Genomic DNA, 25,224 nt, shown 5'->3' with positions numbered 1-25,224 from the left:
GCCGCCCCCGAACCCACGCGAACGCGGGACTACCTCGGGTCCGTGACGCCGATCACCGCGTCGCCGGTCGAACGCGTGGCGGCACTGCGCAAACACTCGAGGGCGGCCGCCACGGCCGCGCGGTTGGCGCCGTCGTCGCGCCAGTACATCGAGATCGCCCCGAATCCCGCCAGTCGCAGCGGCACGATCCGCAGCGCGCCGAGCGCCTGCAAGCGGCTGGCCGTGCGGTGCGACGCCAGCCCGATCATGTCGCTGTTGTTAAGCAGCGTCAGGTTGAGAATCGTGGAGTTCGACTCCACCGTGTCGTTCGGCAGCGGATACCCGGCTTCGGCGAGCGCCGCCTCGAGCGCATTGCGTATCGGCGTGCCGCGAGGCCATACGACCCAGCGGTAGCGCTGAATGTCCTCCCATTGGACCTGCGCGAGCGAAAAAACCGGATGCCGGGCTCGGGCGACGAAGTGCAGCGGCTCCAGATAGAGCGCTTCGGCGCGCACGTTGCGGTCCTGCAATTCGGGGGCCGAGCGCCCGACCACGATATCGATCTCGCTGTGCGCGAGCTGATTCATCAACCGGTCCATCGTGTTCTCGATCACGCGCGCCTGCACACGCGGCATGCGCTGCAGAAGCAGCAGCACGGCGAGCGGCACCGTGTCGGCCGACGACGCGCCCGATGTGCCGATCGCCACCAGACCGCTGCCGCCCTCGCGCATGGCGTCGAGATCGTCGCGCGCGGTATCGAGTTGCGCCTCGATGCGGCGCGCATGTTCGATCAGGGATTCCCCGTACACCGTCGGGCGCAATCCCCGCGCCTGACGCTCGAACAATGGCAGCCCGATATCGTCCTCGAGATCCTTGAGCCACTTCGACAATCCGGGCTGCGTCGTGTTGAGCAGCGTGGCGGACTGGCTCATGTTGCCGGTCTCCGCGAGGGTCAGGAGCATCTGCAGGTTGCGTAGACGCAGGCGATGGGTCCAATCCATGCGCAGTCTCCGGGCACCCCTGGGGGCGCCCCAAAATCGTCTCGACCCATACGATTTTTCGTATGGATCCGATGATTATTTCATTTCAAAGAATATGTCTCGCCGAGTATAACGCTATCCATAGACCCGAAAGCCCGCCGCGCGCGCCCTGCACGACACCGAGAGGACGCGAATGCGGCGCCCGCCGACCGGGCCCCCTGCCAACCCGGAGACAAGCATGTCCGAACGCGCACCCAGCGCAGCGCGCGCCGCCTATTACGAGCACATCGGCCGCAATCACATGGCCCCGCTGTGGGAATCGCTGCACAGCCTCGTGCCCCCGCAACCGCGCCCGCGCGTGGTGCCCGCCATCTGGAAATACAACGAAGTGCGTCCGCTGGTAATGGAAGCCGGGCGTGTCATCAGCGCCGAGGAAGCGGTGCGGCGCGTGCTGATTCTGCAGAACCCGGGCACCCCGGGCTCGTCGAGCATTACCGGCTCGCTCTACGCCGGGCTGCAACTGATTCTGCCGGGCGAGATCGCGCCGAGTCATCGTCATACGCAGTCGGCGCTGCGCTTCATCGTCGAAGGTCGCGGGGCCTGGACCGCCGTGAACGGCGAGCGCACCACCATGCACCCGGGCGACTTCATCATCACGCCGTCGTGGACGTGGCACGACCACGGCAACCCCGCGGACGGCGAACCGGTGGTGTGGCTCGACGGTCTCGACATTCCGCTCGTGCAGTATTTCGATGCCGGCTTCGCGGAGAACTACCCCGAATCGCAGCAGCCCGTGCAGCGGCCCGAGGGCGACAGCTTTGCGCGATACGGGTTCAACATGTTGCCGGTGCACCACAAGGTGAGCGATCCCACCTCGCCGATATTCAGCTATCCGTACGAGCGCTCGCGCGAGGCGCTCGACACGCTGTACCGCAACGGCGAGCTCGATGCGTGGGACGGCATCAAGCTACGCTACGTGAATCCGGCCACCGGCGGCTGGCCGATGCCGACGATGGCGACCTTCATGCAGTACCTCCCGGCAGGCTTCCAGGGCAAGACCTATCGCAGCACCGACGCCACCGTCTTCTCGGTCGTGGAAGGTCGCGGTACGGTGCGCATCGGCGACGAGACGTTCCAGTTCGAGCCGCGCGACCACTTCGTCGTACCGTCGTGGGCCCCGGTGCAACTCGCCGCGCTCGAAGACGCCGTGCTGTTCAGCTACTCCGACCGCCCGGTACTCGCCGCGCTGAATCTGCTGCGCGAGTCGCGCACCTGAGTCAGCGCGCACACACGACACATCGGCCCCGCGGACATCGCACACGAAACACGCGCAACGCGGCGCCCCGCTTTCCTCTTTATTCGTCGAGTCAAAACCTATGTCCTTCGTCTTCGCTCCGCCCGCCACCGTCGCCATTCCCGTTGTTGGCAGCAACGATCAGTTCGCCGTGCGCCGCGTGTACTGCGTTGGCCGCAACTATGCCGCGCACGCCCGCGAAATGGGCTTCGATCCGGACCGTGAACCGCCGTTCTTTTTCTGCAAGCCGGCCGACGCCGTGATTCCGGTGGCCTACGGCGAGACGCTCGAACTGAAGTACCCGGCGCAAACGAGCAACTATCACTACGAAGCCGAGCTGGTTGCCGTGATCGGCAAGGCCGGTTCGGACATCCCCCTCGAGCAGGCGCTCGAGCATGTGTGGGGCTACGCCGTGGGTCTGGACATGACGCGTCGCGACCTGCAAATGAAAATGCGCGAGATGGGCCGTCCGTGGGAAATCGGCAAAGCCTTCGACGCCTCGGCGCCGATCGGCCCGATCCACCCCGCCTCGAGCGTCGGCCATATCGAAAAGGCCGCGATTTCGCTGACGGTCGACGGGGTGCAGAAGCAGAAGAGCGACATCACGCACCTGATCTGGTCGGTGGCCGAAACGGTCTCGTATCTTTCGCAGTTCTTCCGCCTGGAACCGGGCGACCTGATCTACACCGGCACGCCGGAAGGCGTGGGTCCGGTCAAGGCGGGCGAGACCATGGTTACGGCCGTCGAAGGCCTCGGCGAGATCACCGTGCGCGTGGTCTGAGGCAAGGTCATGCAGCTCTACAGCTTCTTCAACAGCTCGACGTCGTATCGCGTGCGCATCGCGCTCGCGCTCAAGGGGCTGTCGTTCGACACCGTGCCGGTGAATATCCGCGTGGGTGAGCATCGCGCCGAAGCCTACGTGGACGAGGTCAATCCGTCGGCGACGGTGCCGGCGCTGGTCGACGGCGATCTGTCGCTCGGCCAGTCGCTCGCGATTCTCGACTACCTCGACGCCAAGTATCCGGGCACGCCGCTGATCCCGAGCGACATCGAGACCCGCGCACGCGTGCTGGAACTCTCGATGCTCATCAGCTGCGACATCCATCCGGTGAACAACCTGCGCATCCTGAAGTACCTGCAGGGCCCGATGGGTCTGTCGGTGCAGCAGAAGGACACGTGGTACGCCCATTGGATCGCCGAAGGCATGGCGGGCGTGGAGCGGTTGCTGGCCAGGCACGGCCACGGCAAGTGGTGTTTCGGCGACGCGCCGACACTCGCCGACGTGTGCCTGGTGCCGCAGATCGCCAACGCACAGCGCATGGGCTGCGATATGTCGGCGTATCCGCGCGCGATGGCGGTATACGCCGTGGCCCAAACGCACCCGGCGTTCCTCGCAGCCGCCCCCAACCGCCAGCCGGATTATTCGGCCTGATCGACGTCCGCAACGGCTGGAAGGGCCGCAGGAGACAATCATGAATCAAACCCATCAACCCAAGGCCCTCGTCGTTGGCGGGGGGATCGGTGGCCTGGCCGCCGCCCTCGCGCTCGCCAATCAGGGCGTGCGCATCGAACTCCTGGAGCAGGCCGAGACCATTGGCGAGATCGGCGCGGGCATTCAGCTCGCGGCCAATGCGTTCGCCGCGCTCGACGCCCTCGGCGTCGGCGAAGCCGCACGCGGGCGGTCGGTCTTCACCGATCACATCACGCTGCGCGACGCCATCGATCGCAGCGTGATCGCGCAAGTCGACGTCGGCGCGCCGTACCGCGAACGGTTCGGTAACCCGTATGCCGTGATTCACCGGGCCGACATCCATCTGTCGATTCTCGAAGCGGTGCAACGCAACCCGCTGATCCAGTTCCGCACGGCCACGCGCGTGGTCGCGCTGGAACAGGATGCGCACGGCGTGACGGTGATCGACCAGCATGGCGAGCGCCACACGGCCGATGCCGTGATCGGCTGCGACGGGGTGAAGTCCGCCGTGCGCGCCGTGCTGATCGGCGACGAGCCGCGCGTGACCGGTCACGTGGTGTATCGCGCCGTCGTCGACGTCGAGAACATGCCGAAGGACCTGCAGGTCAATGCGCCGGTCGTGTGGGCCGGACCGAACTGCCACCTGGTGCACTACCCGCTGCGCGGCGGCAAGCAATACAACCTGGTGGTCACGTTCCACAGCCGCGAGCAGGAAGTCTGGGGCGTGCGCGACGGCAGCAAGGAAGAAGTGCTGTCGTACTTCCAGGGAATCGATCCCCTGCCGCACCAGATGCTCGACCGCCCGACGTCGTGGCGACGCTGGGCCACCGCCGATCGCGATCCGGTGGATCAGTGGAGCTTCGGGCGCGCCACGATGCTTGGCGACGCCGCGCACCCGATGACGCAATACATCGCACAAGGCGCCTGCCAGGCGCTGGAAGACGCGGTCACGCTGGGCGCGGCGTATGCGGCCGCGAACGGCGATTTCGTCGACGCGTTCCGCCGCTACGAACATGCGCGCATTCCGCGCACGGCTCGCGTGCTTTACGGCGCGCGCGACATGGGCCGCGTGTACCACGCGAAGGGCGTCGATCGCTGGGTGCGCAACTCGCTGTGGAAAGGTCGTACGCAAACGCAGTATTACGACGCGCTGCAGTGGCTGCACGGCTGGCGCGCCGAGAACTGCCTGTCGCAAACGCCCTGGCTCAATGACGCCTGAGACGCACGGCGCGGGCTGAATCACCCAAATCACCCTGTAGTCACGTAGTGCCCTGGCGCGACGTCCCCAACGACGTCGCGCCAACGTCCGCCGCGCCGCAGCCCGCGACGCGTTGGCATGCCGTACCCATAACAACAAACACTGCAATGCATTCGGCAATGTCGGCCTGTCGGCCGACAACGCCTCTGGCACCTTCGAGGAGACAACCATGCCAGCCACCCCCATCAACGTGACGGCATTCATCGACCGGCATCGCATTTCGCCGTTCCAGATGATGATCGTCGTTCTGTGCTTCCTGATCGTGGCCATCGACGGCTTCGACACGGCAGCCATCGGCTTCATCGCCCCCGCCATTCGTGCGGAGTGGTCGCTCTCGCCCGCCCTGCTCGCCCCGCTCTTCGGCGCCGGGCTGGCCGGCCTGATGGCGGGCGCGTTCATCTTCGGACCGCTCGCCGACAAGTTCGGCCGCAAGACCATCCTGATCTTTTCCGTGATGTTCTTCGGCGTGGCCAGCCTCGCGTCGGCCTGGTCGACGGACCTGTGGCACCTCGTGGCCCTGCGCTTTCTTACGGGGCTGGGCCTCGGCGGCGCCATGCCCAACGCAATCACGCTCACCTCGGAATACTGTCCCGATTCGCGCCGCTCGTTCCTTGTGACGACGATGTTCTGTGGCTTCACGCTCGGCTCGGCGCTGGGCGGCCTGGCGTCGGCCGGTCTGATCGAGACGTTCGGCTGGCGCTCGGTACTCATCGCCGGTGGCGTCATGCCGATCGTGCTCGGCGTGGTGCTGATGCGCGCGCTTCCCGAATCGGTACGCTTTCTGGTCATGGCCGGCAAGTCTCCCGAGCGCGTGGCGGCCTCGCTCCAGCGCATCGCCCCGCAGGAAGACCTGCGTGGCGCGACGTTCAACCTCGCGACCCGGCCATCGACCACTTCGCCGGTGGGACACCTGTTCAAGCCCGAACTGCTGCGCGGCACGCTGCTCTTCTGGGCCACGTTCTTCATGAGCCTGCTCGTGATCTACCTGCTGTCGAGCTGGTTGCCAACGCTGCTGCGCACGAACGGCCTGACGCTTCGCAACGCGGCCATCGTGACTGCCATGTTCCAGGTGGGCGGCACGCTCGGCGCCATCGTGCTCGGCTGGCTGATGGACCGCATCAATCCGCACTATGTGCTGGCAACGGCTTACGTGCTGGCGGGCGTCTGCATCGCGGCAGTCGGACCGCTGGCCGGTTCGCCGCTGCTCGCGTCGGTCGCAGTGTTCTGGGCCGGGTTCTGCGTATCGGGCGGCCAGGTCGGCGCCAACGCACTGTCCGCCGGTTTCTATCCGACGGACTGCCGCGCCACGGGCGTAAGCTGGGCCAACGGCGTCGGCCGCCTGGGGTCGGTGGTGGGCTCGGTGGGTGGTGCCTCGATGCTGGCCATGGGCTGGTCGATGCCGGCGCTGTTCGCGGCCATCGGCGTGCCCGCCGTGCTCGCCGGTCTGACGATGCTCACGCTCGGTCGCCTGCGCCACCGTCAGGCCACGCTTGCCGTGGGCGCCACGGTCTGACGAGGCGACCGCTTAAACGTCCGCACGCGCCCCGGTCAGCGTAGAGCGCGTCTAGTCGTTTCGCCACACGCAACCACGACGCTTTCTCCCCGGCGGACGCCAGTCGCCATCCGCGCTGGCGCCCGCCTGTTTTTTATGGCGTTGTCGGCGTCGGCCCCGCGAGCGGGGCGCGTGGCGACGTGCCGCGCAAATCGTTCGGGATCCGGCTAGAGTGCTGAATGACGGCGCCCTAGCGATGTCGCGACAGACGACATCGCGCGCCGCGCAACCCCATGCCCTCTGACGGAGATTGAAGGTGTCGCTGCCCCCCTTGCTGGTCGTCATCCCGATGCACCCCGAGCAGTTGTCCGAACTGCAGACCCATTTCGATGTGATCTACCGGCCGAGCCACCATCCCGAGCCGCAAGGCTGGGGAGCGGAAGGCGCGCGCGCACGCTTCGTCCTCACCAACGGCGCACGTGGCCTGAGCGCGGCCGAGCTGGCGCATTTGCCAAAGGTCGAATTCGTGAGCGCACTGGGTGCCGGATACGAGAACCTGGACGTGGCCGCCATGCACGCGCGCCGGATCACGGCGGTCAACGGTGCCGGGGCCAACGCCCCCACCGTTGCCGACCAGGGCTTTGCGCTGCTGCTCGCCGCCGTGCGCCGCATTCCGGAATACGACGCCGCCTGCCGCAAGGGCGTGTGGCGCGACGCGCTGCCGATGCAGCCCGGCGTGTCGGGCAAGAAGCTGGGAATCGTGGGTCTTGGCGCCGTCGGACGCCAGTTCGCCCGGCGCGGCGAAGGCTTCGACATGCAGATCGGCTATCGCAATCGCAACCCTCGCGACGACGTGCCGGCCCATTACCGATACTTCGACAGCGTGCTGGCGCTGGCCGAATGGGCGGACTATCTCGTCGTGACCGCGCCCGGCGGCGCGCAGTCGCACCACCTCGTGAACGCGCAAGTCCTGAAGGCCCTGGGCAAAGACGGCTTTCTGGTCAATCTGGGGCGCGGCAGCATCGTCGACACTGCCGCGCTGGCCGAGGCGTTGCGCAACGGCACCATCGCCGGCGCCGGGCTCGACGTCTATGAGGGCGAGCCCTCCCCTCCGGCGGCGCTCATCGATTTGCGGAACGTGGTGCTCAGCCCGCACGTGGCCGGGCGCTCACCGGAAGCCGAGGCGGCCACGCTCGCGATGTTCCTCGAAAACGCGCGACGCTACCTTGCCGGTGAGCCGGTGATGACGCCGCTGTAAGTGCGCGCGCGTCAGTGATTGTCCAACCCGTCGATGCTGCGCTCCGGCGACGCGGAAAGCGTGACGCCGTCATTGACGGGTTCGAACTCGATGCTGCTCCGGGCGCTGCCCGTCGTGAAGACCGTTTCGCACGTCGGGCATTTCACTTCGGCATCCGAATGAAGATAATCGCTCAGCGCCTTGACGGTGGGCTCGCTCGCCGCCACGGGAAAACGGGCCTTGCAGGTCGGGCAGACAACGAAACCGGTGTGGATCGATCGCATGGCAGTTCTCCTGTCGACGACGTGATCGATTCTACAACCAGTCCGTGCGGCGGGGACGGCCGTGGCCAGGATCGGAAGCTTCCGGATCGTCGGGCTGGCCGGGCCAGTCTGGCAGTTCGGGCCGTCGATCCCGCGTCGCCCCACCAGTCTCGCCATGGGGCGACGCAGGCGCCTTCGTCGGCAAATCGTTCGCCGCCACGCCGACGGTCGGCTCGGCATGGCCCTCCGGCGCCGGGGCGCGATGCACGCGCTCGCGCGGATCGAAGTCTCGCCACTCGCCGTTCTCCCAAACACCGTCGGCCTGTTCGATCTCGGCCGCCCCGGCATCTCGCAGCACGGCAATCGCGGTGTCGGCCGTGGCCTCGCTCACGTGCGTGGCAAGCATCACGCCGGCGTCGCGCAACCCCGCCTGACTGGCCGACACACGCTCGCGGCCGCGCATGCGCCGCAACGCGCCAAAAAACGCGCCGAGGTAGGCGCCGCCCATCATGCCGACGACCGGCACCAACCAGAAACGCCAGACCAACGCAAAGAGCAGCGCCCCCACGGCCAATCCGAATGCGCCGCCCGCGATCACGCCCTGGGCCGCGCCGCGGCCCGCGGGACGCGCGGCGGCATCCGCATCGACATCGCCGCCGATGGGAAACCGGGCGTGCTGTCCCGTGGGATTGAGAAAGAAGACCGAGACATCGGCCGGCCGGAACGCCCGGTCGTACAGCCGACTTGCCACCAGATTCGCCTGATCGAACGTCGTGAACCGTCCTGCCACGATCATCGCCATCGTCAACCTCCCTTGTCTGATTTGCCTACTGTCCCAGTGGTCGCAGTGGTCTTTGTGGGATAGACGTCCATCGGCTTTGTTTCATCAAGGAATCCTTATGGCCGGCGACGACGCATTGAGAAAATCAATACCCGGGAACCCGCGGGACGGCGCGTCGATCGCACCTTCATGCCTCCTATACTGGCAAGGTAATGGCAAGGTAACGCCCGCGGGCACCTGTCAATCCAGTCATGTGAATTCCGCCGATTGGATGATTCACCCGCGCCAACCCTCGGAACGCCGCTTTGGGAGCACATATGGCTCGCGCAATCTGGAAGGGTGCTATCAGCTTCGGACTCGTCAACGTGCCGGTCACGTTGTTTCCCGCCTCCACCACGCACACGCTCGATCTCGACTGGCTCGACAAGCGCACCATGTCGCCGGTCGGCTACAAGCGCGTCAACAAGGAGAACGGCAAGGAGGTGCCGCGCGACCAGATCGTGCACGGCTACGAGTTCGAAAAGGGCAACTATGTCGTGCTCAGCGACGATGAGATCCGCGCCGCGAACCCGGCAGCCACGCAAACCGTCGACATATTGGCGTTCGTCGACGCCAGCGACGTCTCGTTCATGTACCTGGACACGCCGTACTATCTCGTGCCCGAACGCGGCGGCGCCAAGGCGTACGCCCTGTTGCACGCGGCGCTTGTCAAGGCCGGCAAGCTGGGTATCGCCCGCGTGGTGATGCACACGCGCGCACACCTGGCGGTGCTCGCGCCGGCGGGCGATGCGCTGGTGCTCGACACCCTGCGCTGGCAGGACGAAATGCGCGACCCGGCCGAGGTCGGCCTGACCCGCGAGAAGCTCGGCAAACTCGCCGCGCCGGGCGAGCGCGAACTGGACATGGCCGTACGGCTGATCGACGAGATGTCCGGGCCGTGGCGCCCACAGGACTTTCGCGACACGTTCCAGGACGACCTGAAGGCGCTCATCGACCGCAAGATCGCTTCGGGCCAGACACGCGAGGTCGCCCAGATCGAAGCCAGCGCGCCGAAGCTGCCAGGCGCGGGCGGTACTGCCGACCTCATGGCCCTGCTCAGGCAGAGTCTCGGCACTCGCGGCAAGCGCGAGGCGGCAGCCGTGCAGGATGTCGAACCGAAGACCGCGGCCGCGGACAAGGCTGCCAAAGCTGCCAAAGCTGCCAAGGCGTCCACGCGCCAACCGCGGAAGCCCGCTGCGACGAAGGCGACGAAGGCGACGAAAGCGGGGAAAACCACGAAGGCGGCGAAGGTGTCAAAGCAGCCCACGGCAAAACGTACGAAAGCCGACTGAGGTCACGCATGACAAGACGCGACGCGAGTCCGAAACGTCCAAAGCGCCCGAAGCGCCCGAAGCGCTCGCAGCGCCCTTCGTCGTCGCGCGACGCGCCCGATGCTTTGGCCGCCTACGATGCCAGGCGCAATTTCGCGGCGACGCCAGAACCGCGCGGCGAGCGCGCCGCGCAAGGACGCGCGATGCGGTATGTCATCCAGCGCCATGACGCCAGTCATCTGCACTACGACTTCCGGCTCGAACTCGACGGCACGCTGAAGTCGTGGGCGCTGCCGAAGCAGCCCGGCCCCGACGTCAGCCGCCCGCGACTGGCCGTTCAGGTGGAGGATCATCCGTTGGCATACGCGGATTTTTCAGGCGACATTCCACCGGGAAACTACGGTGCCGGGCACGTCGACATCTGGGACAGCGGCACGTGGGAGCCGCACGGCGACGCGCGGCGCGACTATGAGGACGGCAAGCTGTCGTTCACCTTGCACGGCGAGCGTCTCGACGGAGACTGGACGCTCGTTCGCACCACGAAGCCGGCGCGTCAACCGCAATGGCTGCTGATCCACCGGCGCGATGGCACACGCCACGCCACCACGCTTCAGGCGTCGACACCCGCCGCCACGCAAACGCGGTCCGCTGCTGCGAGAACCGAAGCAAAAACCACAACCCGAACGCGAACGCGCAAGACTTCTCGTCAATCGTCCCAAAGCCCGCCGACGACACTCAGCCCGATGCTCGCCACCCTCGTCGACGCAGCGCCGCCGTCCGCTGGCTGGCATGCCGAGATCAAGCTCGACGGTTACCGCGTGCTGATCCGCATCGACGGCGACGACGTGCGCGTATTCACGCGCTCGGGGCAGGACTGGACGCATCGTTTTCGTCCCGCGTGCGACGCGCTGCGCAAATGCGCCCTGCCCAACGCGTGGCTCGATGGCGAAGCCGTGGTCGTCGGCGCGCACGGTCTACCCGATTTCCAGGCGTTGCAACGCGCCTTCGATGCGAACGCGCAGGACGCCATCCTGATCTACGTCTTCGATATGCCGTGGTGCAATGGCGACGACATGCGCGACATGCCGTTGCGCGAACGACAGGCCGCGCTCGCGGCGATATTCGAAGGTGGGGAAACCGACGCCGTGCGCGTGCTGCAACCGGTGAGCGGCGAACTCGAATCGCTGTGGCATAGCGCGTGCGAGGCCGGACTGGAAGGCATCATGGTCAAGCGCGACGATTCGCCTTACGTCGCGGGACGCAGCGATGCGTGGCGCAAGCTCAAGTGCTCGCAGCGTCAGGAGTTCGTCGTGCTCGGTTTCACCGAACCGTCCGGCACGCGGCAAGGCTTCGGTGCGTTGTTGCTGGGGTATTACGATGACGACGGCAAGACGCTGCGCTACGCGGGCAAGGTCGGCACGGGCTTCGACACCGATGCCTTGCTGCGCCTGCGCAAGCGATTCGATGCCGTGCGATCGCCGCGCGCGCCGTTGTCGCCCGCGCCGAAGCCTGCCGGCGCCGCACGCGTGCGCTGGCTCGAACCCACGCTCGTGGCCGAGGTGCGCTTCGCCGAGTGGACCCGCGACGGCAACGTGCGCCAGGCGTCGTTCGTGGCGATGCGCGACGACAAGCCCGCGAAGGACATTCGCCGCGAGGCGCGCATGCGTGGAACCGTCAACGCGCTCGCGCCATCCCGCCAACGTGGTCGCCCCGACAAGGAGACATCGCCAATGCCGCGCAGTGCGAAATCGAACGCAGAACCCCCTTCGTTGCCCGTGAAGATCACCCACGGCGATCGGGTGATGGATACCCACTCCGAGGTCACCAAGGCGGAACTTGCCGCGTACTACCACGCCGTGGCCCCCTGGATGCTTGCGCATCTGGCCGGGCGCCCGGTGGCGGTACTGCGTGCGCCGGAGGGTATCGGCGGCGAGATGTTCTTCCAGAAGCACGCAGCAAAGACGATGCCCGGCGTGCACACGCTCGATCCCTCGCTCGATCCCGATCATGCGGCGCTCATGCAGATCGACGACGTGCGGGGCCTTGTCGGCGCGGTGCAGATGGGCGCCGTCGAGTTTCACACATGGAATGCACGCAGCGATCTGATCGAGCGTCCCGATCGCGTCATCTTCGACCTGGACCCCGGCAAAGGCCTGGATTTCGCGGCCGTCGTCGAAGGCGCACGGCTGATTCGCGGATTGCTCGACGAGTTGGGCCTGACCGCCTTCGTGAAAACCAGCGGGGGACGCGGTCTTCACATCGTGACACCGCTGGCACGCCGTCATGAGTGGGACGTCGCCAAGGCCTTCGCAGAGGCAGTGGCCCGGCACATGGCGCGCATATTTCCGGATCGCTTCACGGCAACGATGGGGCCGAAGCATCGCGTGGGGAAATGCTTCATCGACTATCTGCGCAATTACCGCGGCGCGACGACCGTGTGCGCCTATTCGTCGCGGGCGCGCGAAGGCATGGCGGTATCGATGCCGGTTCGCTGGGAGGATCTGACCGCATTGCCCGGCGCCGATGCATGGAATGTGCGCAACGCCGTGGAACACGTCTCCTCCCTGAGGCAAGACCCCTGGGAGGGCTATGACAAGGCCGCGCAGCAGCGGTTGACCAAGGAAATATTGACCCGGCTGACGCGGGCGACGGCGCGCTAGTACAGTCATACCAACGCAGCACCGCATAATTCATCCCATCCCGTGCACACCCTCTCCCCCAACGATTCGTGCAATGGGCAGCCAATTCAACGGAGCGACGCAATGCGACAACGCAAACTCGGCAACACCGGCCTTTTCGTCTCGGAACTGTGCCTCGGCACGATGACCTTCGGCGGGCAGGGCGAACTCTGGAGCAAGATCGGGCACCTGCAGCAAAACGACGTCGACGCGCTCGTGGGTCGCGCGCTCGATGCGGGTATCAACTTCATCGACACCGCCGACGTGTATTCGGAAGGCCAGTCGGAGGTGCTCACCGGCCAGGCGCTGCGCAACCTCAAGGTGCCGCGTGACAGCGTCGTGGTCGCCACCAAGGTCTTCGGCGCGACGGGAGCGCAAGGCCCCAACTCGAGAGGCCTGTCGCGCTACCACATCATGGACGGCATCAAGGCCAGCCTCAAGCGCATGCAGCTCGATCACATCGACCTGTACCAGGTACACGGATTCGATCCGGCCACGCCGATCGAGGAGACACTCGGTGCGCTGGACACCCTGGTACGCCACGGGCACGTCCGCTACATCGGGGTGTCCAACTGGGCCGCCTGGCAAATCGCGAAGGCGTTGGGCATCTCCGCTCGCCTGAACCTCGCGAGCTTTGCATCGCTGCAGGCGTACTACACGGTCGCCGGGCGCGACCTCGAGCGCGAAATCGTGCCGATGCTGCGCAGCGAGAACGTTGGCCTGATGGTGTGGAGTCCGCTCGCGGGCGGCCTGCTCTCCGGCAAGTACACGCGTGACGGCCAGAGCGAGTCCGGCAGCCGCCGTCAGGCCTTCGACTTCCCCCCGGTCGACGTGGAACGCGCCTACGACGTGATCGACGCCATGCGCGGCATCGCCGCCGAGAAGGGCGTCTCGGTCGCGCGGATCGCGCTTGCCTGGCTGCTCGCCCAGCCTGTGGTCTCCTCCGTCATCATCGGCGCGAAGCGCGTCGATCAGCTCGACGACAATATCGCGGCCACACGGGTGACCCTGAACGAGCGCGAGTTGTCCGCCATCGACGCGGCCAGCGCGCTGCCGAGCGAGTACCCGGGCTGGATGCTCTCGCGCCAGGGCGATCCGCGTCGCGCCCAGCTGGCGGAAGCCGGTCTGCTGTAACGCGAGCGTGGCGCACGGCGCCTCGGCGCGAAACGCCCCACGGCGCACCGTGCAAACGGTGCGCCGTGGCCTTTTGCGTCACGGCATCAGAACGTGTGACGCATGCCGATGTTCACGCCCAGTTGATTGCTGCCCGCCACCGGTGCGCCGCCCGGCCCGCCCGAGCTGACCGAGTAGGCGGCATGCTCGCTGTTGCCCAGCCAGGCGACCTGCGTGTAGAGCGCGGTACGCTTCGAGAGGAAGTAAGTGCCGCGCAGCGTGGCCATCGTGGCGCGCGTGTTCTGACGCGAGTTGAGCATGCGGAACACTTCGCCGTCCACCGCGAACGCCGGGGTGAACTGATACAGCGCACCGACGTAGAACATGTCGGAATTCACATCGGCGACCGCCGCCGACGCCGTTTGCACGCGACGCCCCAGCCACCCCGCACCCGCCTTCCAGTTGCCGCCCTTCACATAGCCGTTCAATTGCCAGCGCGTGTCCTTGTCGGACGAGCTGGTGAGCGGCACGGCGGCCGCGCCGTTGAAGAAGCTCGCCGCCGCGCCGGCGCCGCCACGCTGCTCGTCCCACGCACCGGCCACGCCGAACCACGAGGTGTCGTACTTGAGCATCGCCGACACCTGACGGCACGCGGTCATCTGGCCGGGGACCTGCGCACACGTGCCCTGTCCCGGCGAGTTGCCCGTACCGCCGCTGTCGCGACCGAACGAGTAGGTGGCGCCGAGCGTCAGGCCGTGGAAAACGCCCTTGTAAGCGATCGTGTTGTCGCTGCGCGCATTCGGGATGTAACTGTCGAGCGAGCCGCTGCCGTAGAGGTCGGGGCCGAGAATGTCGGCGTCGCCCATGACCCAGAACGTCATCGAATACTGACGGCCGAAAGACAGCGTGCCGTAAGGATTCGACAATCCCACCCACGCCTGGCGGCCGAACATCCGGCCGCCCTGGTTCAGGTCGCCTGCGCGAACGTTGAAGCCGCTCTCGAGCGCGAATACGGTGTGCAGGCCACCACCGAGATCCTCATCGCCGCGCAGGCCCCAGCGCGATGGCAGCGAGCCGGTGTTCGAAGGCATGCGCACGAGCGAGCTGTTGTTCGTGCCGGCATGCGAGAGGTACTCGACGCCGGTGTCCAGAATGCCGTACAGCGTCACGGTTTGCGCCGAGGCGGATGTGCCGGCCAGCGCCAGACCGGCGGCCAGCGCGAGCGCGGGCAGTCCCTTGTGGGTCACGGTGTGTCTCCATTGAATCATGTGGTGGTCCGGCCTGTGTCGGCCGGTGAACGACGAGAAGCGCCGCCGCGCCGCCCGTCGGGGGACGATGGCGTGGCGGATGCTGCGAGGGCGAACGCGTTGCATTCGCCCCGTAACCGACGAAAGGGTTCAGACGGCGCCTGCCGCGGACTTGGCCGCCGGCGTCCGCGCGCTCGCCCAGCTCACGCGACGACGCATCACCAGCATGAGTGCCGCCGCGAGGAACGCCGGGATGGCGACGATCTGGAACGCCTGCGCGATGCTCGACGACGATGCGATCAGCACGCCGCCCAGGCTCGACCCGAGAATCGAGCCGAGACGTCCCACGCCAAGCGCCCATGCGACGCCGGTCGCGCGCGACGCCGTAGGGTAATACGCCGCCGTCAACGCATTGGCACCGGTTTGCGAGCCGGCCACGCCGAAGCCGGCGAGGAACACCACGAGCATGAGCCACCCTGCCTGATGCGTCACCGTGCCAAGCACGCACAGCGCCACGCCGGCCATCACGTACGATGCCGCCAGCACGCGGTACGGGCTCGTACGATCCATGGCGAAGCCGATCAGCACCGCACCGACCGTGCCGCCGAGCGGCAGCATTGCGCCGATGCGCGCCGCCTCGGCGAGCGAATAGCCCGAATCCTTGACGACGAGCGGCAACCAGCTCGTCAACAGGTAGAACGCGCAGAGCGTGCAGAAGTACGTCGCCCAGAGCAGCATCGTGCCGACCACATAACGACGGGCGAACAGTCCGCCCACCGCCGAATCCGAAGCCCCGGCCGGGGCGACCTCCGGGTCGATGCGCGTGACCTGCGGGTCGATTTGACGCGCGATGCCCAGCAACTGCTCGGCGCGATCGCCGCGCGCGGCGAGGTAACGCATCGACTCCGGCAACCAGCGCATGAGCACCGGCACGACCGCGAGCGGCACCACGCCGCCGGCGATCAGCACGCCGCGCCAACCAATGTGCGGCAGCGTCTGCGCGACGATCTCGCCACCGATGGCAAAGCCCAGCGTGAAGCCGCAGAACGTGGCCGTCACCAGCAGCGAGCGCATGCGCTCGGCACAGTACTCCGAGCTCAGCGTGATGGCGTTGGGCATGGCGCCGCCGAACCCGATGCCGGTCAGGAAGCGCATGACGGCGAGCTCGCTGGGACTATGGACGAAGGCCGAGGCGATGCTGCCCACCGAGAACAGGATCACGGAGAGAATCAGCACACGCTTTCGGCCGATACGGTCGGCCAACGGACCGAAGATGAAGCAGCCGAGCATCAGGCCGCCCAGACCTGCGCCGAACACGGTGCCAAGGCTCGTTGTCGCCATCGCCCATTCCGTGCGAATGGCCGGCGCGAGATAGCCGATGGCGGCCGTGTCGAAGCCGTCGAGCGTGACGATCAGAAAGCACAGGGCGATCACGCGCCATTGAAACGGCGTGATGCCCCTGCGATTCATCAAAGCGGATATTTCCATGTCTGTCTCCTGTGCGGTCGTGACCGCGGGCAAGGCGGCGGGCGGTGGCGTCTGTTGTCGACGCTCTGTGAATGCCGCGCCGCCGGTTGGGGGCGATTACCTGAAACAACTGCGCATGACGCGATTTCGCGGCGTGTTACGCCGCGCGCCGCGGCGTCACCGGATAGGGGGCAATTCGGGGTCGCCCGCCGAAAGGTATTCCCACATGCGCTCGATGATGCGGCCCGAGCGTGTGGCGCGAGCGCTGCACGCCTCCGCGTCGAGCACCGCGGCGGAAAACGACGCGGGCTGCGCGGCTTCGAGTGCAAGCACCTCCAGGTCGACGCGTGCGGCGTCTTCGAGATACCAGGTGAGTGCGACCATCGCCTCGAGCGTGTCCGCCGCGACGACCGCGCCGTTGCCGCGCATGACGACGGCGGCGTTGCCGCCCATCGTCGCGATGACCGCTTCAGCCTGCGCATCGGTGCGAATCAGTTGCGGGTCGTCCCAGAGCGGCACGCCGGGCGCGAAGTAGGTGCCGGGCCCGTGCAACGCGCGTGGGGTGCGACGCAGCGTCGAGAGCGACATCGTCCGGGGCGGCATGGTGCGGGCGACTGCGCCGATGTCGGGCCGCGTGCGATAGATCTGCTGATGCAGACGGACCTCGCCGAGCACGCCGTCCGGCAGCGGTCCGTCGACGGGCACGACAGTGCCCGCCTCGCCCACGCCGATCAGCCCCATCGGGCGGGCAGCGCAAACGACGAAGGATTCGGCGTCCAGACGCGCGCTGCAATGGCCATAGGCGTGAGCCAGACCAGCGCGGGCGAGCGTGCGGGCCGCCACGCGCACGGCGCGATCGAGGTCGGCGACGCCGTCGAGTGTGTGTGGTGTCATGGGCAAACGCGACGCTTGTCGTCGCCGGAGAAATCGACGCGATGCGTCAGGCCGAAAATTCGGGAATCTCGGGCTTGGCGCCCCACATGCAAAAGCCGGTCGGATCGAACGGGAACTGGCGTGGCACGTACGTCGCTTCGTCTTCCGGGGCAATCGTTCGCACCCCGGTGGAGTATTCGTAGACCATGCCGTCGGGGCCCGCGAAGTACAGGAACATGGCGTGCGACGTCGGATGGCGGCCGGGGCCGAAGCGGATCGGCACGCCTTGCTCGCGCAGGAAATACCAGGAGCGCATGAGGTCGTCGATACCGTTGACCTGGAAGTTCACGTGCTGGATGCCCGCGCGGCTCGCGGGGAACAACGCGATCTTGTGATGCACCTCGTCGATGCGCAGCAGCGGGGCTTCGCCGATGCGATCCGACACCCGCGCGTTGCACACGCTGGTCCAGAACGCTTCGTCGCGTCGTGCGTCGGTCGTGCACAACCCGACGTGACTGAACGAGTCGATGCCCGCGTCGCGCTCGCCGTGATAACCGCGTCCGGTCTGCGCCGCGCGCAGCACCAGCTCGATCTGGTTACCCGTGGGATCTCGGAAGGAGAGAAAGTCCGCCACGCGGCGCAGGTGCGCCTCGTCGCGCGTGCCCCGGCGAAAATCGATGCGCATCGCCTCGAGCTGGGCCGCGGCCGCGTCGAAGTGAGCGTCGCTCGCGATGTCGAACGCGACCGTATGGTCGGTCGGATCCCCCTCGAAATAGCACACGGAATGGTCGCGGCTGTCGCTGCGAAGGAATACGCAACCGGCCTCGCGGCGCACTTCCTGCAAACCGAGAATGGTGCGCGCGTAGCGCGTAGCCCCTTCGAGGTCGCGCGTGCCCAGCCGCACGTAACGGATGTCGTGCAGATTGATCACCGCCTGTCTCCTGCGGATAAAGTTTGTGTCCCGGACTGGCGCCCGGTTTATGTCGTGAGGGATACGATAAGGAGCGGCGCCGCATGACGCCAACAAATTGCGTAAATGCGCGGTATTTACGTCGTGAATTGGGGGTGCAGCATGGACGCGGCGCGGCCTGGGGCGATGGCGGACGCGCGCCGGACTCGCTTGAACGGTGGAAGGAGGGAGAGGAGGGAGAGGAGGAAGCGGAGGAAGCGGCCGGCCGGGATCAGTCTTCGCCGTGGAAAAGCCGGAAGATGGTGCTGCGCAACCAGCGATGGCCGGCGTCCGCATGAAAGCGTTCGTGCCAGAGTTGCGAGATGTCGAACTCGGGACCGTTGAACGGCAATGCGTGCGTGCGCAGATCGGCGGCGGCCTGGAGCGCGCGTCCGAGCCGCGTGGGCACGCACACCACGAGGTCGCTCGCGGCAATCAGCGCCGAGAGGCCCATTGAATGCGCCATGCGCAACGCCACGTGCCGCTGGCGCCCCGACTGTGCGAACCACTGCTCGACGGCCGTCTCGAAGAGGTCGTGATTACCGGCAGTGGGACGATAAACCGCGTGCGCGGCGCCGAGGAACGCCTCCCCCGTAAGCCGCTCCCGAATCGTGGGATGTCCCTCGCGCACCAGGGCGACATAGTGCTCGCGAAACAGGCGTTGCTGATGGAATCCCGACGAAAATCGGGTGAACAGACCCAGCGTGAGGTCGATCTCACCCATCGCCATGGCGTTCTGCGCCTCGCGCGGCGTGGTGTCGACGGTCACGATGCGCACGCCGGGGGCCTCGGCCGCGAGCGTGGCCATGAGCTTCGGCATGAAGATCAGCTGACCGATGTCGCTCAGGTACAGGCGGAAGGTGCGTTGTGCGTTGGCGGGCTCGAAGTCCTGCGGCGCCTCGAGCGCGCTGCGGATGAGGGCAAGGCCTTCGGTGACGGGTGGTGCGAGCGAGTTGGCGAGATCGGTCGGCAGCATGCCCTGTGGTGTCTTCACGAAGAGCGGATCGCCGAACGCGAGGCGCAGGCGCTTGAGGGCGTTGCTCACGGCCGATTGCGTGAGGTTCAGTTCCTCGGCCGTCACCGTCGTGCTGCGCGTGCGCAGCAGCGACTCGAACACGAGCAACAAATTCAGATCGAGCGAGCGTAAGTTCATCCCCAGCCGTACCGTCCTGCAAGAAGCTGCCGCATTTTAGGCAACGTTCGGGCGCGTGCGCAGTGCGGTAAACCCCGCCCGCGCGCACGGCGACGTTCGTGGTATCACGTGCGCGCGCCCGCTCGCACCGCCGCGTGCAAACGCGCGATGACTTCCAGCACCTCGGGGCGCTTCTCACGTTTGGCGGTCACGATGTGGTACTGCAACGGACACTCGACTTCCACATCGGACACGCGCACGAGCCGGCTGCGCGCGAGCCAGCCGTCGGCCAGCGGCGCTCGGGCGAGCGCAATGCCCAAACCGGCTTCGGCGGCCGCCAGCACCACGGTGTAATCCTCGAAGCGACGATCGCGCGCTCGCGGGCGCAGGCTCGCGCCCTGCGCGCCGCACCACGCGCGCCAGCCGGTGAGATCGGAGTCGTGCAGCAGCGGCATGGCCAGCATTTGCGCCACATCCGCGCCCGCGAGGCGCGCCGCGACCTCCGGCGAGGCGACCGGATACAACGTTTCGGACATCAAGGGTTCCGCGTCGATGCTTGTCCAGCCGCCACGGCCGTAGCGCAGCGCGATGTCAACCTCGCCCGCACCGACATCGGCATTGCGGTGTTCCGTCGTCACCTGAATGTCGATGAACGGCTCGCCGGCTTCGAGCGATCTCAGGCGTTCGAGCAGCCAGAGCTTGGCGAACGACGGCACCACGCTCAGGCGCACGGCCGGTGTCTTGCGTGCCTGATGCCACTGGTCGGCGGCCGCGTCGATGACGTCGAACGCGTGCTCGACGCGGCCGAGGAAACGCTGGCCGTCGCACGTCAGACTCACGCCGCGCCCGTGCCGCTCGAACAGCGGACACCCGAGCCAGTTCTCCACGGCGCCGACACGGCGGCTGATCGCCCCGTGCGTCAGGCCGCTCGCCTCGGCCGCGGCGGTGAACGAACCGTGACGCGCCACGAGGCAGACGGTTTCCAGATTGGCCAGCGGCGGGCGCGAGCGACGTTGTGAATTCATGGGGCGGAGGCCGGAATACCCGAGGGGAGCTACAGGGCTCAATAGGGCTAAATGGAGCTAAATAGGGCGCGATGGAGCGCAACGTGGCGTTTGCCGACGACCCGATTGGCCGTGAATATTTCTCACAGCTGATCGGCGATTTGTGTCGTAGCTTATCACCGCGGCAGTACGGCAAGATAGGCCTGTGCGGGCGAGGAAATCGGGCGCTGAGGTCCGGCAGCCATGCCGAGCGTCGCGCGTCGCCCGCCATTCACTTTTTCAGGAGCCCAACGTGCCTGCCGCAGCCCCCGCCCCGTTCACGCTATACGTGGACACGCAATTCACCAGCCCCTATGCCCTTTCCGTTTTCGTCACGCTGCGCGAGAAAGGGCTGCCCTTCGAGCTGCGCACCGTCGATCTGCTGCAAGGCGCGCATTGCGAGTCGCGCTTCGCGGACATGTCGCTTACGCGCCGTGTGCCGACGCTCGTGCACGGCGATTTCACGTTGTCGGAATCGTCGGCGATCAGCGAATACATCGAGACGATCGCGCCGGAGGTGCCGGTCTATCCCGCGCAGGCGCGCGAGCGTGCCCGCGCACGTCAGGTGCAGGCATGGCTGCGCAGCGATCTGGGGGCGTTGCGGGCCGAGCGCTCGACGGAAGTGATTTTCTACGCGCCAACGGCCGCCCCGTTGTCCGACGCCGGCTACACGGCCGCGAGCAAGCTGATCGCCGTCGCGCAAAGCCTGCTGCCCGACGGCCGCGAGTCGCTGTTCGATGCGTGGTGCATCGCCGACGTCGATCTCGCATTGATGCTCAATCGTCTGATCTATAACGACGACGTGGTCCCAGCGCCGCTCGTCGCGTATGCACGCCGTCAGTTCGCCCGACCGGCCGTGCAGGAGTGGATGGCCATGGCGCGCCCGCCGCGTCCGGGAGACGCCGTCGGCCACGAGCCAGGAAAAGCGGTCGCGTAAGCGCCTGCCGCGGCGGACTGGCAGGCTCGATGGGATCGACAGGCTCCGACCGGCTCAGACGGCCGCCGCAGCCAGCGGTTGACGGTGAATGAAGATGTGAAACAGGACGAGCCAGCGATGAGGGCAGTCGTCGCGCAATGCGACCTTTCGCCCCTCGCCGTCCACGCTGGCGTGGCGGCTCGAGAGCGCCGCCTGATAGGCTGCACCGGCCAGCGAGCGGGCTGCGAGCATGAGCAGCAGCAGCGAGCCCGCCATCGCGATACGAAAATCCGCCGAGGTGAAGACGGACTCCGGCACGTCGAACACCAGCATGGCGATCACCACGCAGGCGTCGATACACACGGCCCCGAGCGAAGCCACGAGCAGATAGGCACGCAACATCCGAATCGTCGTCGATTTCATTCGGCTTCTCCCCCCTTTCCCTTTGCCGCCCGCCTGGCGAAACGCCTGCGGCGTCCACCCTGTCACTCAGGGCACCGTATCCGCTGGCGTTGCCGCCATCATCCGCCTCCGATCTTAAATGTCCAGCGCGCACGCCTCGTGACCGGAAATGTTTTTTTACACACTGTTACCCCCGCTCGCCCCGTTCCTGGCCAGCACCCGCCACCTATCGGCGAAATTTTCGCGATATTCCTGCAAAAAACGGCCAAATTCCGAGATTTTCCGGCGTTCCGGGCCCGCGTGCCCCGACGTGACGGGATTCGCGGTGAATTCAGTCGACAGCCGGGCCCCGAAAGGAGGAAAATATTGGCACCTTGCCGTTTACGTTAACGGCACTGACGACTCAAGCCACCTCTGCCGAGACATTGAAGAAACATGAGCGCTGATAATCCTTTGCGTTTTGTCGTGGAGCCGCACGCCAACCCCACCCCCGCCGACCAGATCGCCGCCAAGCTGGCTAACCCGGTGTTCGGCCGCGTATTCACCGATCACATGGTCACGATCCGCTGGACCGAGGGCACCGGCTGGCACGACGCGAAGGTGGAAGCGCGCCGCCCGTTCCAGATCGACCCGGCATGCGCCGTGCTGCATTACGCGCAGGAAATCTTCGAGGGCATGAAGGCCTACCGCGGCGAAGACGGCAAGATCTCCCTGTTCCGCCCGCAAGCGAACGCCAGGCGCTTTCGCGAATCGGCCCAGCGCATGTCGATGGCCGATCTGCCGGAAGCCGTGTTCCTCGAAGCCGTGGAAAAGCTGGTCGACATCGATCGGGCATGGATCCCGAGCGCGGAAGGCAGCAGCCTGTACATCCGCCCGTTCATGTTCGCCTCGGAAAGCTTCCTCGGTGTGCGTGCGGCGCATGAGTACATCTTCTGCGTGATCGCCTGTCCGGTCGGCCCCTACTTCAAGCCCGGCAAGTCGGCCGTGACCGTGTGGGTCTCGGACCAGTACACGCGTGCGGCGCCCGGCGGCACTGGCGCGGCGAAGTGCGGCGGCAATTACGCGGCCAGCCTGATCGCGCAGACCGAAGCGAGCGCCAAGGGCTGTGATCAGGTCGTGTTTCTCGACGCCGCGCAGCACCGCTGGATCGAAGAACTCGGCGGCATGAACGTCTTCTTCGTCATGGACGATGGTTCGCTCCAGACGCCCCCGCTGTCGGGCACGATCCTGCCGGGCATCACGCGCGCATCGATCATCGAATTCGCCAAGCGCGAAGGCCTGACGGTCAATGAAACGCCGTACGAATTCGCGCAATGGCAGGCAGATGCCGCCAGCGGCCGCGTGAAGGAAACGTTTGCCTGCGGCACGGCGGCAGTGGTGACGGCGATCGGCCAGGTGCGCCACGCGAACGGCGAATTCGCCATCGGCGACGGCGGCGAAGGCCCGGTCACCAAGCGCATTCGCGACCAACTCACCGGCATTCAACGTGGCAAGGTCGCCGATCCGTTCGGCTGGGTCCACCACGTGGCGTAATTTCACGCAATCGCCTGCCGTATCGCCATAACAAGCTGTGAAGCTGCGCGTCGCCCGAGACAGCGACGCGGGAAATCTTGGACGGCGCGTCACGACATAAGGAGAGTCGGGCGCGCCGTCTCGTTGTACTTGACTTGCAGATCATGAAACACGATTCGGGCGCCGCATCCGGCGTCATTGCGGCAGCCGACACAATCGGCGTTCCGCACTCCGTGTTCGAAGACATCTATGCGATGGTCATCGGCATGGCATTTGTGGTGGTCGGTCTGGTGCTGCTCAAGGCTGCCGGGTTGGTCACCGGCGGCGTGGCCGGCATTGCGCTGCTCGCTTCCTACGTCTTTCCCCTACCGGTGGGCACCATCTTCACGTTGGTGAACATTCCGTTCTTCCTGTTCGCCTACTTCACGATGGGCCCGCGTTTCGCGCTCAAGTCCACCGTCGCGAGCTTCGGCATCACCTTCGCACTGGCGGCCATGCCGAAGACGTTCAACGTCGCCTTCGTCAATCCGCTGTTCGCGGCATTCGTCGGCGGCACGCTGTGCGGCATGGGTATCCTGGCGCTCGCCCGTCACGGTGCCGGCGTGGGCGGAACCGGCATCGTTACCCTGTGGCTCCAACGCAAGCGCGGCATCAATGCGGGCATCTCGCAGGTCTGCATTGACAGCACGATCCTGCTCGCCTCGCTCGCCACGATCCCGGCGGGACGCGTCGCCTGGTCGGCACTGTCGGCCGTCGCCATGAGCGGCATGGTGGTGGCGTGGCACCGACCGGGACGCTACACCGGTTGCTGAACCGACGCCGCTCGTCCGAATTCTTGCTTCCAGCGGTTCCAGCGCTTACCGTGCGTCCTGCCGGCCCGACGGCCGGTAGGCGCTCGCCTGCCCAAGCAGCCACTCGCGAAACACACTGAGCGGCTGCCCGTGCGTGAGCTCGGTCGGATAGACGAGGTAATAGGCCGACCCCGCCACGCTCTTCACGTCGAACGGAATCGTGAGGCCAAGCGTGCGCAATTGCCCCTCGACGAAGAACTTCGGCACGAGCGCTATTCCCAATCCCGCCGCGGCCCCCGCGATCAGCATCGTATGCAACTCGTAGCGCACGCCCTGCAACGTACGGTTGTCCTCGATGCGTTGCTCGGCGAACCATTGCGTCCACGCGCTCGGCCGTGTCGTCGAGTGCAGCAACGGGTAGTCCAGCAGATCGGCCGCCGTACGCACCGGCCCTCGCAGCAACGACGCCCGACATACCGGTACCACCTCCTCGCCGAACAGATAATCCGACGACGTCCCCGGCCACGTGGGTTGACCGAAGTGAATGGCCGCCTCGAAGTGCGTCTCGTCGAACGTGAAGAGGTCGGTGTGCACGCCCATGTTCACGCGCACGTCCGGATGCCGGTCGTCGAAGTCCTTCATTCTGGGAATCAACCACTCCGACGCGAAAGTCGGCAGCACCGCAAGCTCCAGGTAGCCGCCGCCACTGCCGTGCGCCATGATCGAGAGGGTGTCGCGATCGAGTTGCTCGAGCGTGCGCCGCACCTGGGTACTGTATAGACGTCCGGCCCGCGTGAGCACCACGCGCTGCTTGGCGCGCACGAACAGGCGTACGCCCAGTTGTGCCTCGAGGGTGGCGATCTGACGCGACACGGCGCTCTCCGTCAGAAACAGTTCGCGCGCCGCATGGGTAAAGCTCTCGTGCCGGGCCGCCGCCTCGAAGGCGAGTAGCGCCGCGGTGCCGGGCGTCTTGAATTTGCGCATGTTGATTCCCAAAAGGCATCAAGTGGCAATTTTATCTCGCTTTACGGGCGTC

General features: G+C 66.5%; 23 protein-coding genes. 12 read left to right on the top strand and 11 right to left on the bottom strand.

All coding sequences use genetic code 11. The features are described from left to right. Positions 1 to 29 precede the first annotated feature (29 nt). A complete protein-coding gene (locus W930_RS0112335) occupies positions 30 to 980 on the bottom strand; it encodes a LysR family transcriptional regulator (protein ID WP_023873038.1) in 951 nt (316 codons plus the stop codon). Between the two features lie 217 nt (positions 981 to 1,197). Here W930_RS0112335 and gtdA point away from each other — a divergent pair, with 217 nt between their 5' ends. The 6 genes from gtdA (at position 1,198) to W930_RS0112305 (ending at position 7,732) form a co-directional block, all read left to right on the top strand. Next, a complete protein-coding gene (gene gtdA, locus W930_RS0112330) occupies positions 1,198 to 2,235 on the top strand; it encodes a gentisate 1,2-dioxygenase (RefSeq protein WP_023597669.1) in 1,038 nt (345 codons plus the stop codon). A 100-nt stretch (positions 2,236 to 2,335) separates the two neighbouring features. Then, positions 2,336 to 3,034, top strand: coding sequence for a fumarylacetoacetate hydrolase family protein (locus W930_RS0112325; RefSeq protein WP_023597670.1), 699 nt, complete (start codon positions 2,336 to 2,338; stop codon positions 3,032 to 3,034). A 9-nt stretch (positions 3,035 to 3,043) separates the two neighbouring features. Next, entirely contained in the window at positions 3,044 to 3,685 is a 642-nt protein-coding gene (gene maiA / locus W930_RS0112320) for a maleylacetoacetate isomerase (protein WP_023597671.1), read from the top strand. 40 nt (positions 3,686 to 3,725) lie between these two features. Continuing rightward, positions 3,726 to 4,943 (top strand): 3-hydroxybenzoate 6-monooxygenase, encoded by a 1,218-nt coding sequence (locus W930_RS0112315; RefSeq protein WP_023873037.1) that lies wholly within the window; start codon positions 3,726 to 3,728, stop codon positions 4,941 to 4,943. A 208-nt stretch (positions 4,944 to 5,151) separates the two neighbouring features. Continuing rightward, entirely contained in the window at positions 5,152 to 6,495 is a 1,344-nt protein-coding gene (locus W930_RS0112310) for an MFS transporter (RefSeq protein ID WP_023597673.1), read from the top strand. Between the two features lie 328 nt (positions 6,496 to 6,823). Beyond that, positions 6,824 to 7,732, top strand: a complete 909-nt coding sequence (locus W930_RS0112305; protein ID WP_036641388.1) for a 2-hydroxyacid dehydrogenase — start codon at positions 6,824 to 6,826, stop codon at positions 7,730 to 7,732. A gap of 11 nt (positions 7,733 to 7,743) precedes the next feature. Here the strand turns inward: W930_RS0112305 and W930_RS0112300 are convergent, their stop codons facing one another. Further along, positions 7,744 to 7,995 (bottom strand): MJ0042-type zinc finger domain-containing protein, encoded by a 252-nt coding sequence (locus tag W930_RS0112300; protein WP_023597675.1) that lies wholly within the window; start codon positions 7,993 to 7,995, stop codon positions 7,744 to 7,746. 31 nt (positions 7,996 to 8,026) lie between these two features. Next, entirely contained in the window at positions 8,027 to 8,776 is a 750-nt protein-coding gene (locus W930_RS27205) for a membrane protein (RefSeq protein ID WP_023597676.1), read from the bottom strand. Between the two features lie 296 nt (positions 8,777 to 9,072). Here W930_RS27205 and W930_RS0112290 point away from each other — a divergent pair, with 296 nt between their 5' ends. From W930_RS0112290 to W930_RS0112280, 3 genes are all read left to right on the top strand, one after another. Beyond that, positions 9,073 to 10,086: a Ku protein gene (locus tag W930_RS0112290; protein ID WP_023597677.1), complete on the top strand. Its 1,014-nt coding sequence runs from the start codon at positions 9,073 to 9,075 to the stop codon at positions 10,084 to 10,086. Positions 10,087 to 10,094: 8 nt separating this feature from the next. Further along, the gene (gene ligD, locus W930_RS0112285; RefSeq protein ID WP_023597678.1) at positions 10,095 to 12,725 is read left to right on the top strand and encodes a DNA ligase D; all 2,631 of its coding nucleotides are present in this window, start codon (positions 10,095 to 10,097) and stop codon (positions 12,723 to 12,725) included. 102 nt (positions 12,726 to 12,827) lie between these two features. Then, positions 12,828 to 13,877: an aldo/keto reductase gene (locus tag W930_RS0112280; protein ID WP_023597679.1), complete on the top strand. Its 1,050-nt coding sequence runs from the start codon at positions 12,828 to 12,830 to the stop codon at positions 13,875 to 13,877. An 86-nt stretch (positions 13,878 to 13,963) separates the two neighbouring features. Here the strand turns inward: W930_RS0112280 and W930_RS0112275 are convergent, their stop codons facing one another. The 6 genes from W930_RS0112275 to W930_RS0112250 form a co-directional block, all read right to left on the bottom strand. Further along, positions 13,964 to 15,124 carry a porin gene (locus W930_RS0112275; protein ID WP_031627427.1) on the bottom strand — a complete coding sequence of 387 codons (1,161 nt, stop codon included), beginning with the start codon at positions 15,122 to 15,124 and terminating at the stop codon, positions 13,964 to 13,966. A 129-nt stretch (positions 15,125 to 15,253) separates the two neighbouring features. After that, on the bottom strand, positions 15,254 to 16,591 hold the full coding sequence (locus W930_RS0112270) for an MFS transporter (protein ID WP_023873034.1): 1,338 nt from the start codon (positions 16,589 to 16,591) through the stop codon (positions 15,254 to 15,256). Positions 16,592 to 16,747: 156 nt separating this feature from the next. Further along, entirely contained in the window at positions 16,748 to 17,464 is a 717-nt protein-coding gene (locus tag W930_RS0112265; RefSeq protein ID WP_023597682.1) for a class II aldolase/adducin family protein, read from the bottom strand. 46 nt (positions 17,465 to 17,510) lie between these two features. Continuing rightward, on the bottom strand, positions 17,511 to 18,374 hold the full coding sequence (locus tag W930_RS0112260; protein WP_023597683.1) for a VOC family protein: 864 nt from the start codon (positions 18,372 to 18,374) through the stop codon (positions 17,511 to 17,513). 250 nt (positions 18,375 to 18,624) lie between these two features. Next, complete coding sequence (locus tag W930_RS0112255) at positions 18,625 to 19,545, bottom strand: LysR family transcriptional regulator (RefSeq protein ID WP_023597684.1); 921 nt, start codon at positions 19,543 to 19,545, stop codon at positions 18,625 to 18,627. A 104-nt stretch (positions 19,546 to 19,649) separates the two neighbouring features. Next, entirely contained in the window at positions 19,650 to 20,549 is a 900-nt protein-coding gene (locus W930_RS0112250) for a LysR substrate-binding domain-containing protein (RefSeq protein ID WP_023597685.1), read from the bottom strand. A gap of 271 nt (positions 20,550 to 20,820) precedes the next feature. On the opposite strand from W930_RS0112250, the gene yfcF reads away from it, so the two are divergent. Continuing rightward, positions 20,821 to 21,504 (top strand): glutathione transferase, encoded by a 684-nt coding sequence (yfcF, locus tag W930_RS0112245; protein ID WP_023873033.1) that lies wholly within the window; start codon positions 20,821 to 20,823, stop codon positions 21,502 to 21,504. A 54-nt stretch (positions 21,505 to 21,558) separates the two neighbouring features. Here yfcF and W930_RS27200 read toward each other — a convergent pair whose 3' ends face one another. Beyond that, positions 21,559 to 21,906: a hypothetical protein gene (locus tag W930_RS27200; protein ID WP_025249872.1), complete on the bottom strand. Its 348-nt coding sequence runs from the start codon at positions 21,904 to 21,906 to the stop codon at positions 21,559 to 21,561. Between the two features lie 414 nt (positions 21,907 to 22,320). On the opposite strand from W930_RS27200, the gene W930_RS0112235 reads away from it, so the two are divergent. Both W930_RS0112235 and W930_RS0112230 read left to right on the top strand, forming a co-directional pair. Further along, complete coding sequence (locus tag W930_RS0112235; protein ID WP_023873031.1) at positions 22,321 to 23,418, top strand: branched-chain amino acid aminotransferase; 1,098 nt, start codon at positions 22,321 to 22,323, stop codon at positions 23,416 to 23,418. A 143-nt stretch (positions 23,419 to 23,561) separates the two neighbouring features. Beyond that, entirely contained in the window at positions 23,562 to 24,209 is a 648-nt protein-coding gene (locus W930_RS0112230; protein WP_023873030.1) for a YitT family protein, read from the top strand. A gap of 45 nt (positions 24,210 to 24,254) precedes the next feature. Here W930_RS0112230 and W930_RS0112225 read toward each other — a convergent pair whose 3' ends face one another. Further along, entirely contained in the window at positions 24,255 to 25,172 is a 918-nt protein-coding gene (locus tag W930_RS0112225; protein WP_023873029.1) for a LysR substrate-binding domain-containing protein, read from the bottom strand. Positions 25,173 to 25,224 lie beyond the last annotated feature (52 nt).

The sequence above is a fragment of the Pandoraea sp. E26 genome, assembly GCF_000681415.1.
In the GTDB taxonomy this organism is placed as follows: Bacteria; Pseudomonadota; Gammaproteobacteria; order Burkholderiales; family Burkholderiaceae; genus Pandoraea; species Pandoraea pnomenusa.
Note: the sequence above shows the minus strand (reverse complement) of the source record. Positions and strands in the feature narration are given on the sequence as shown.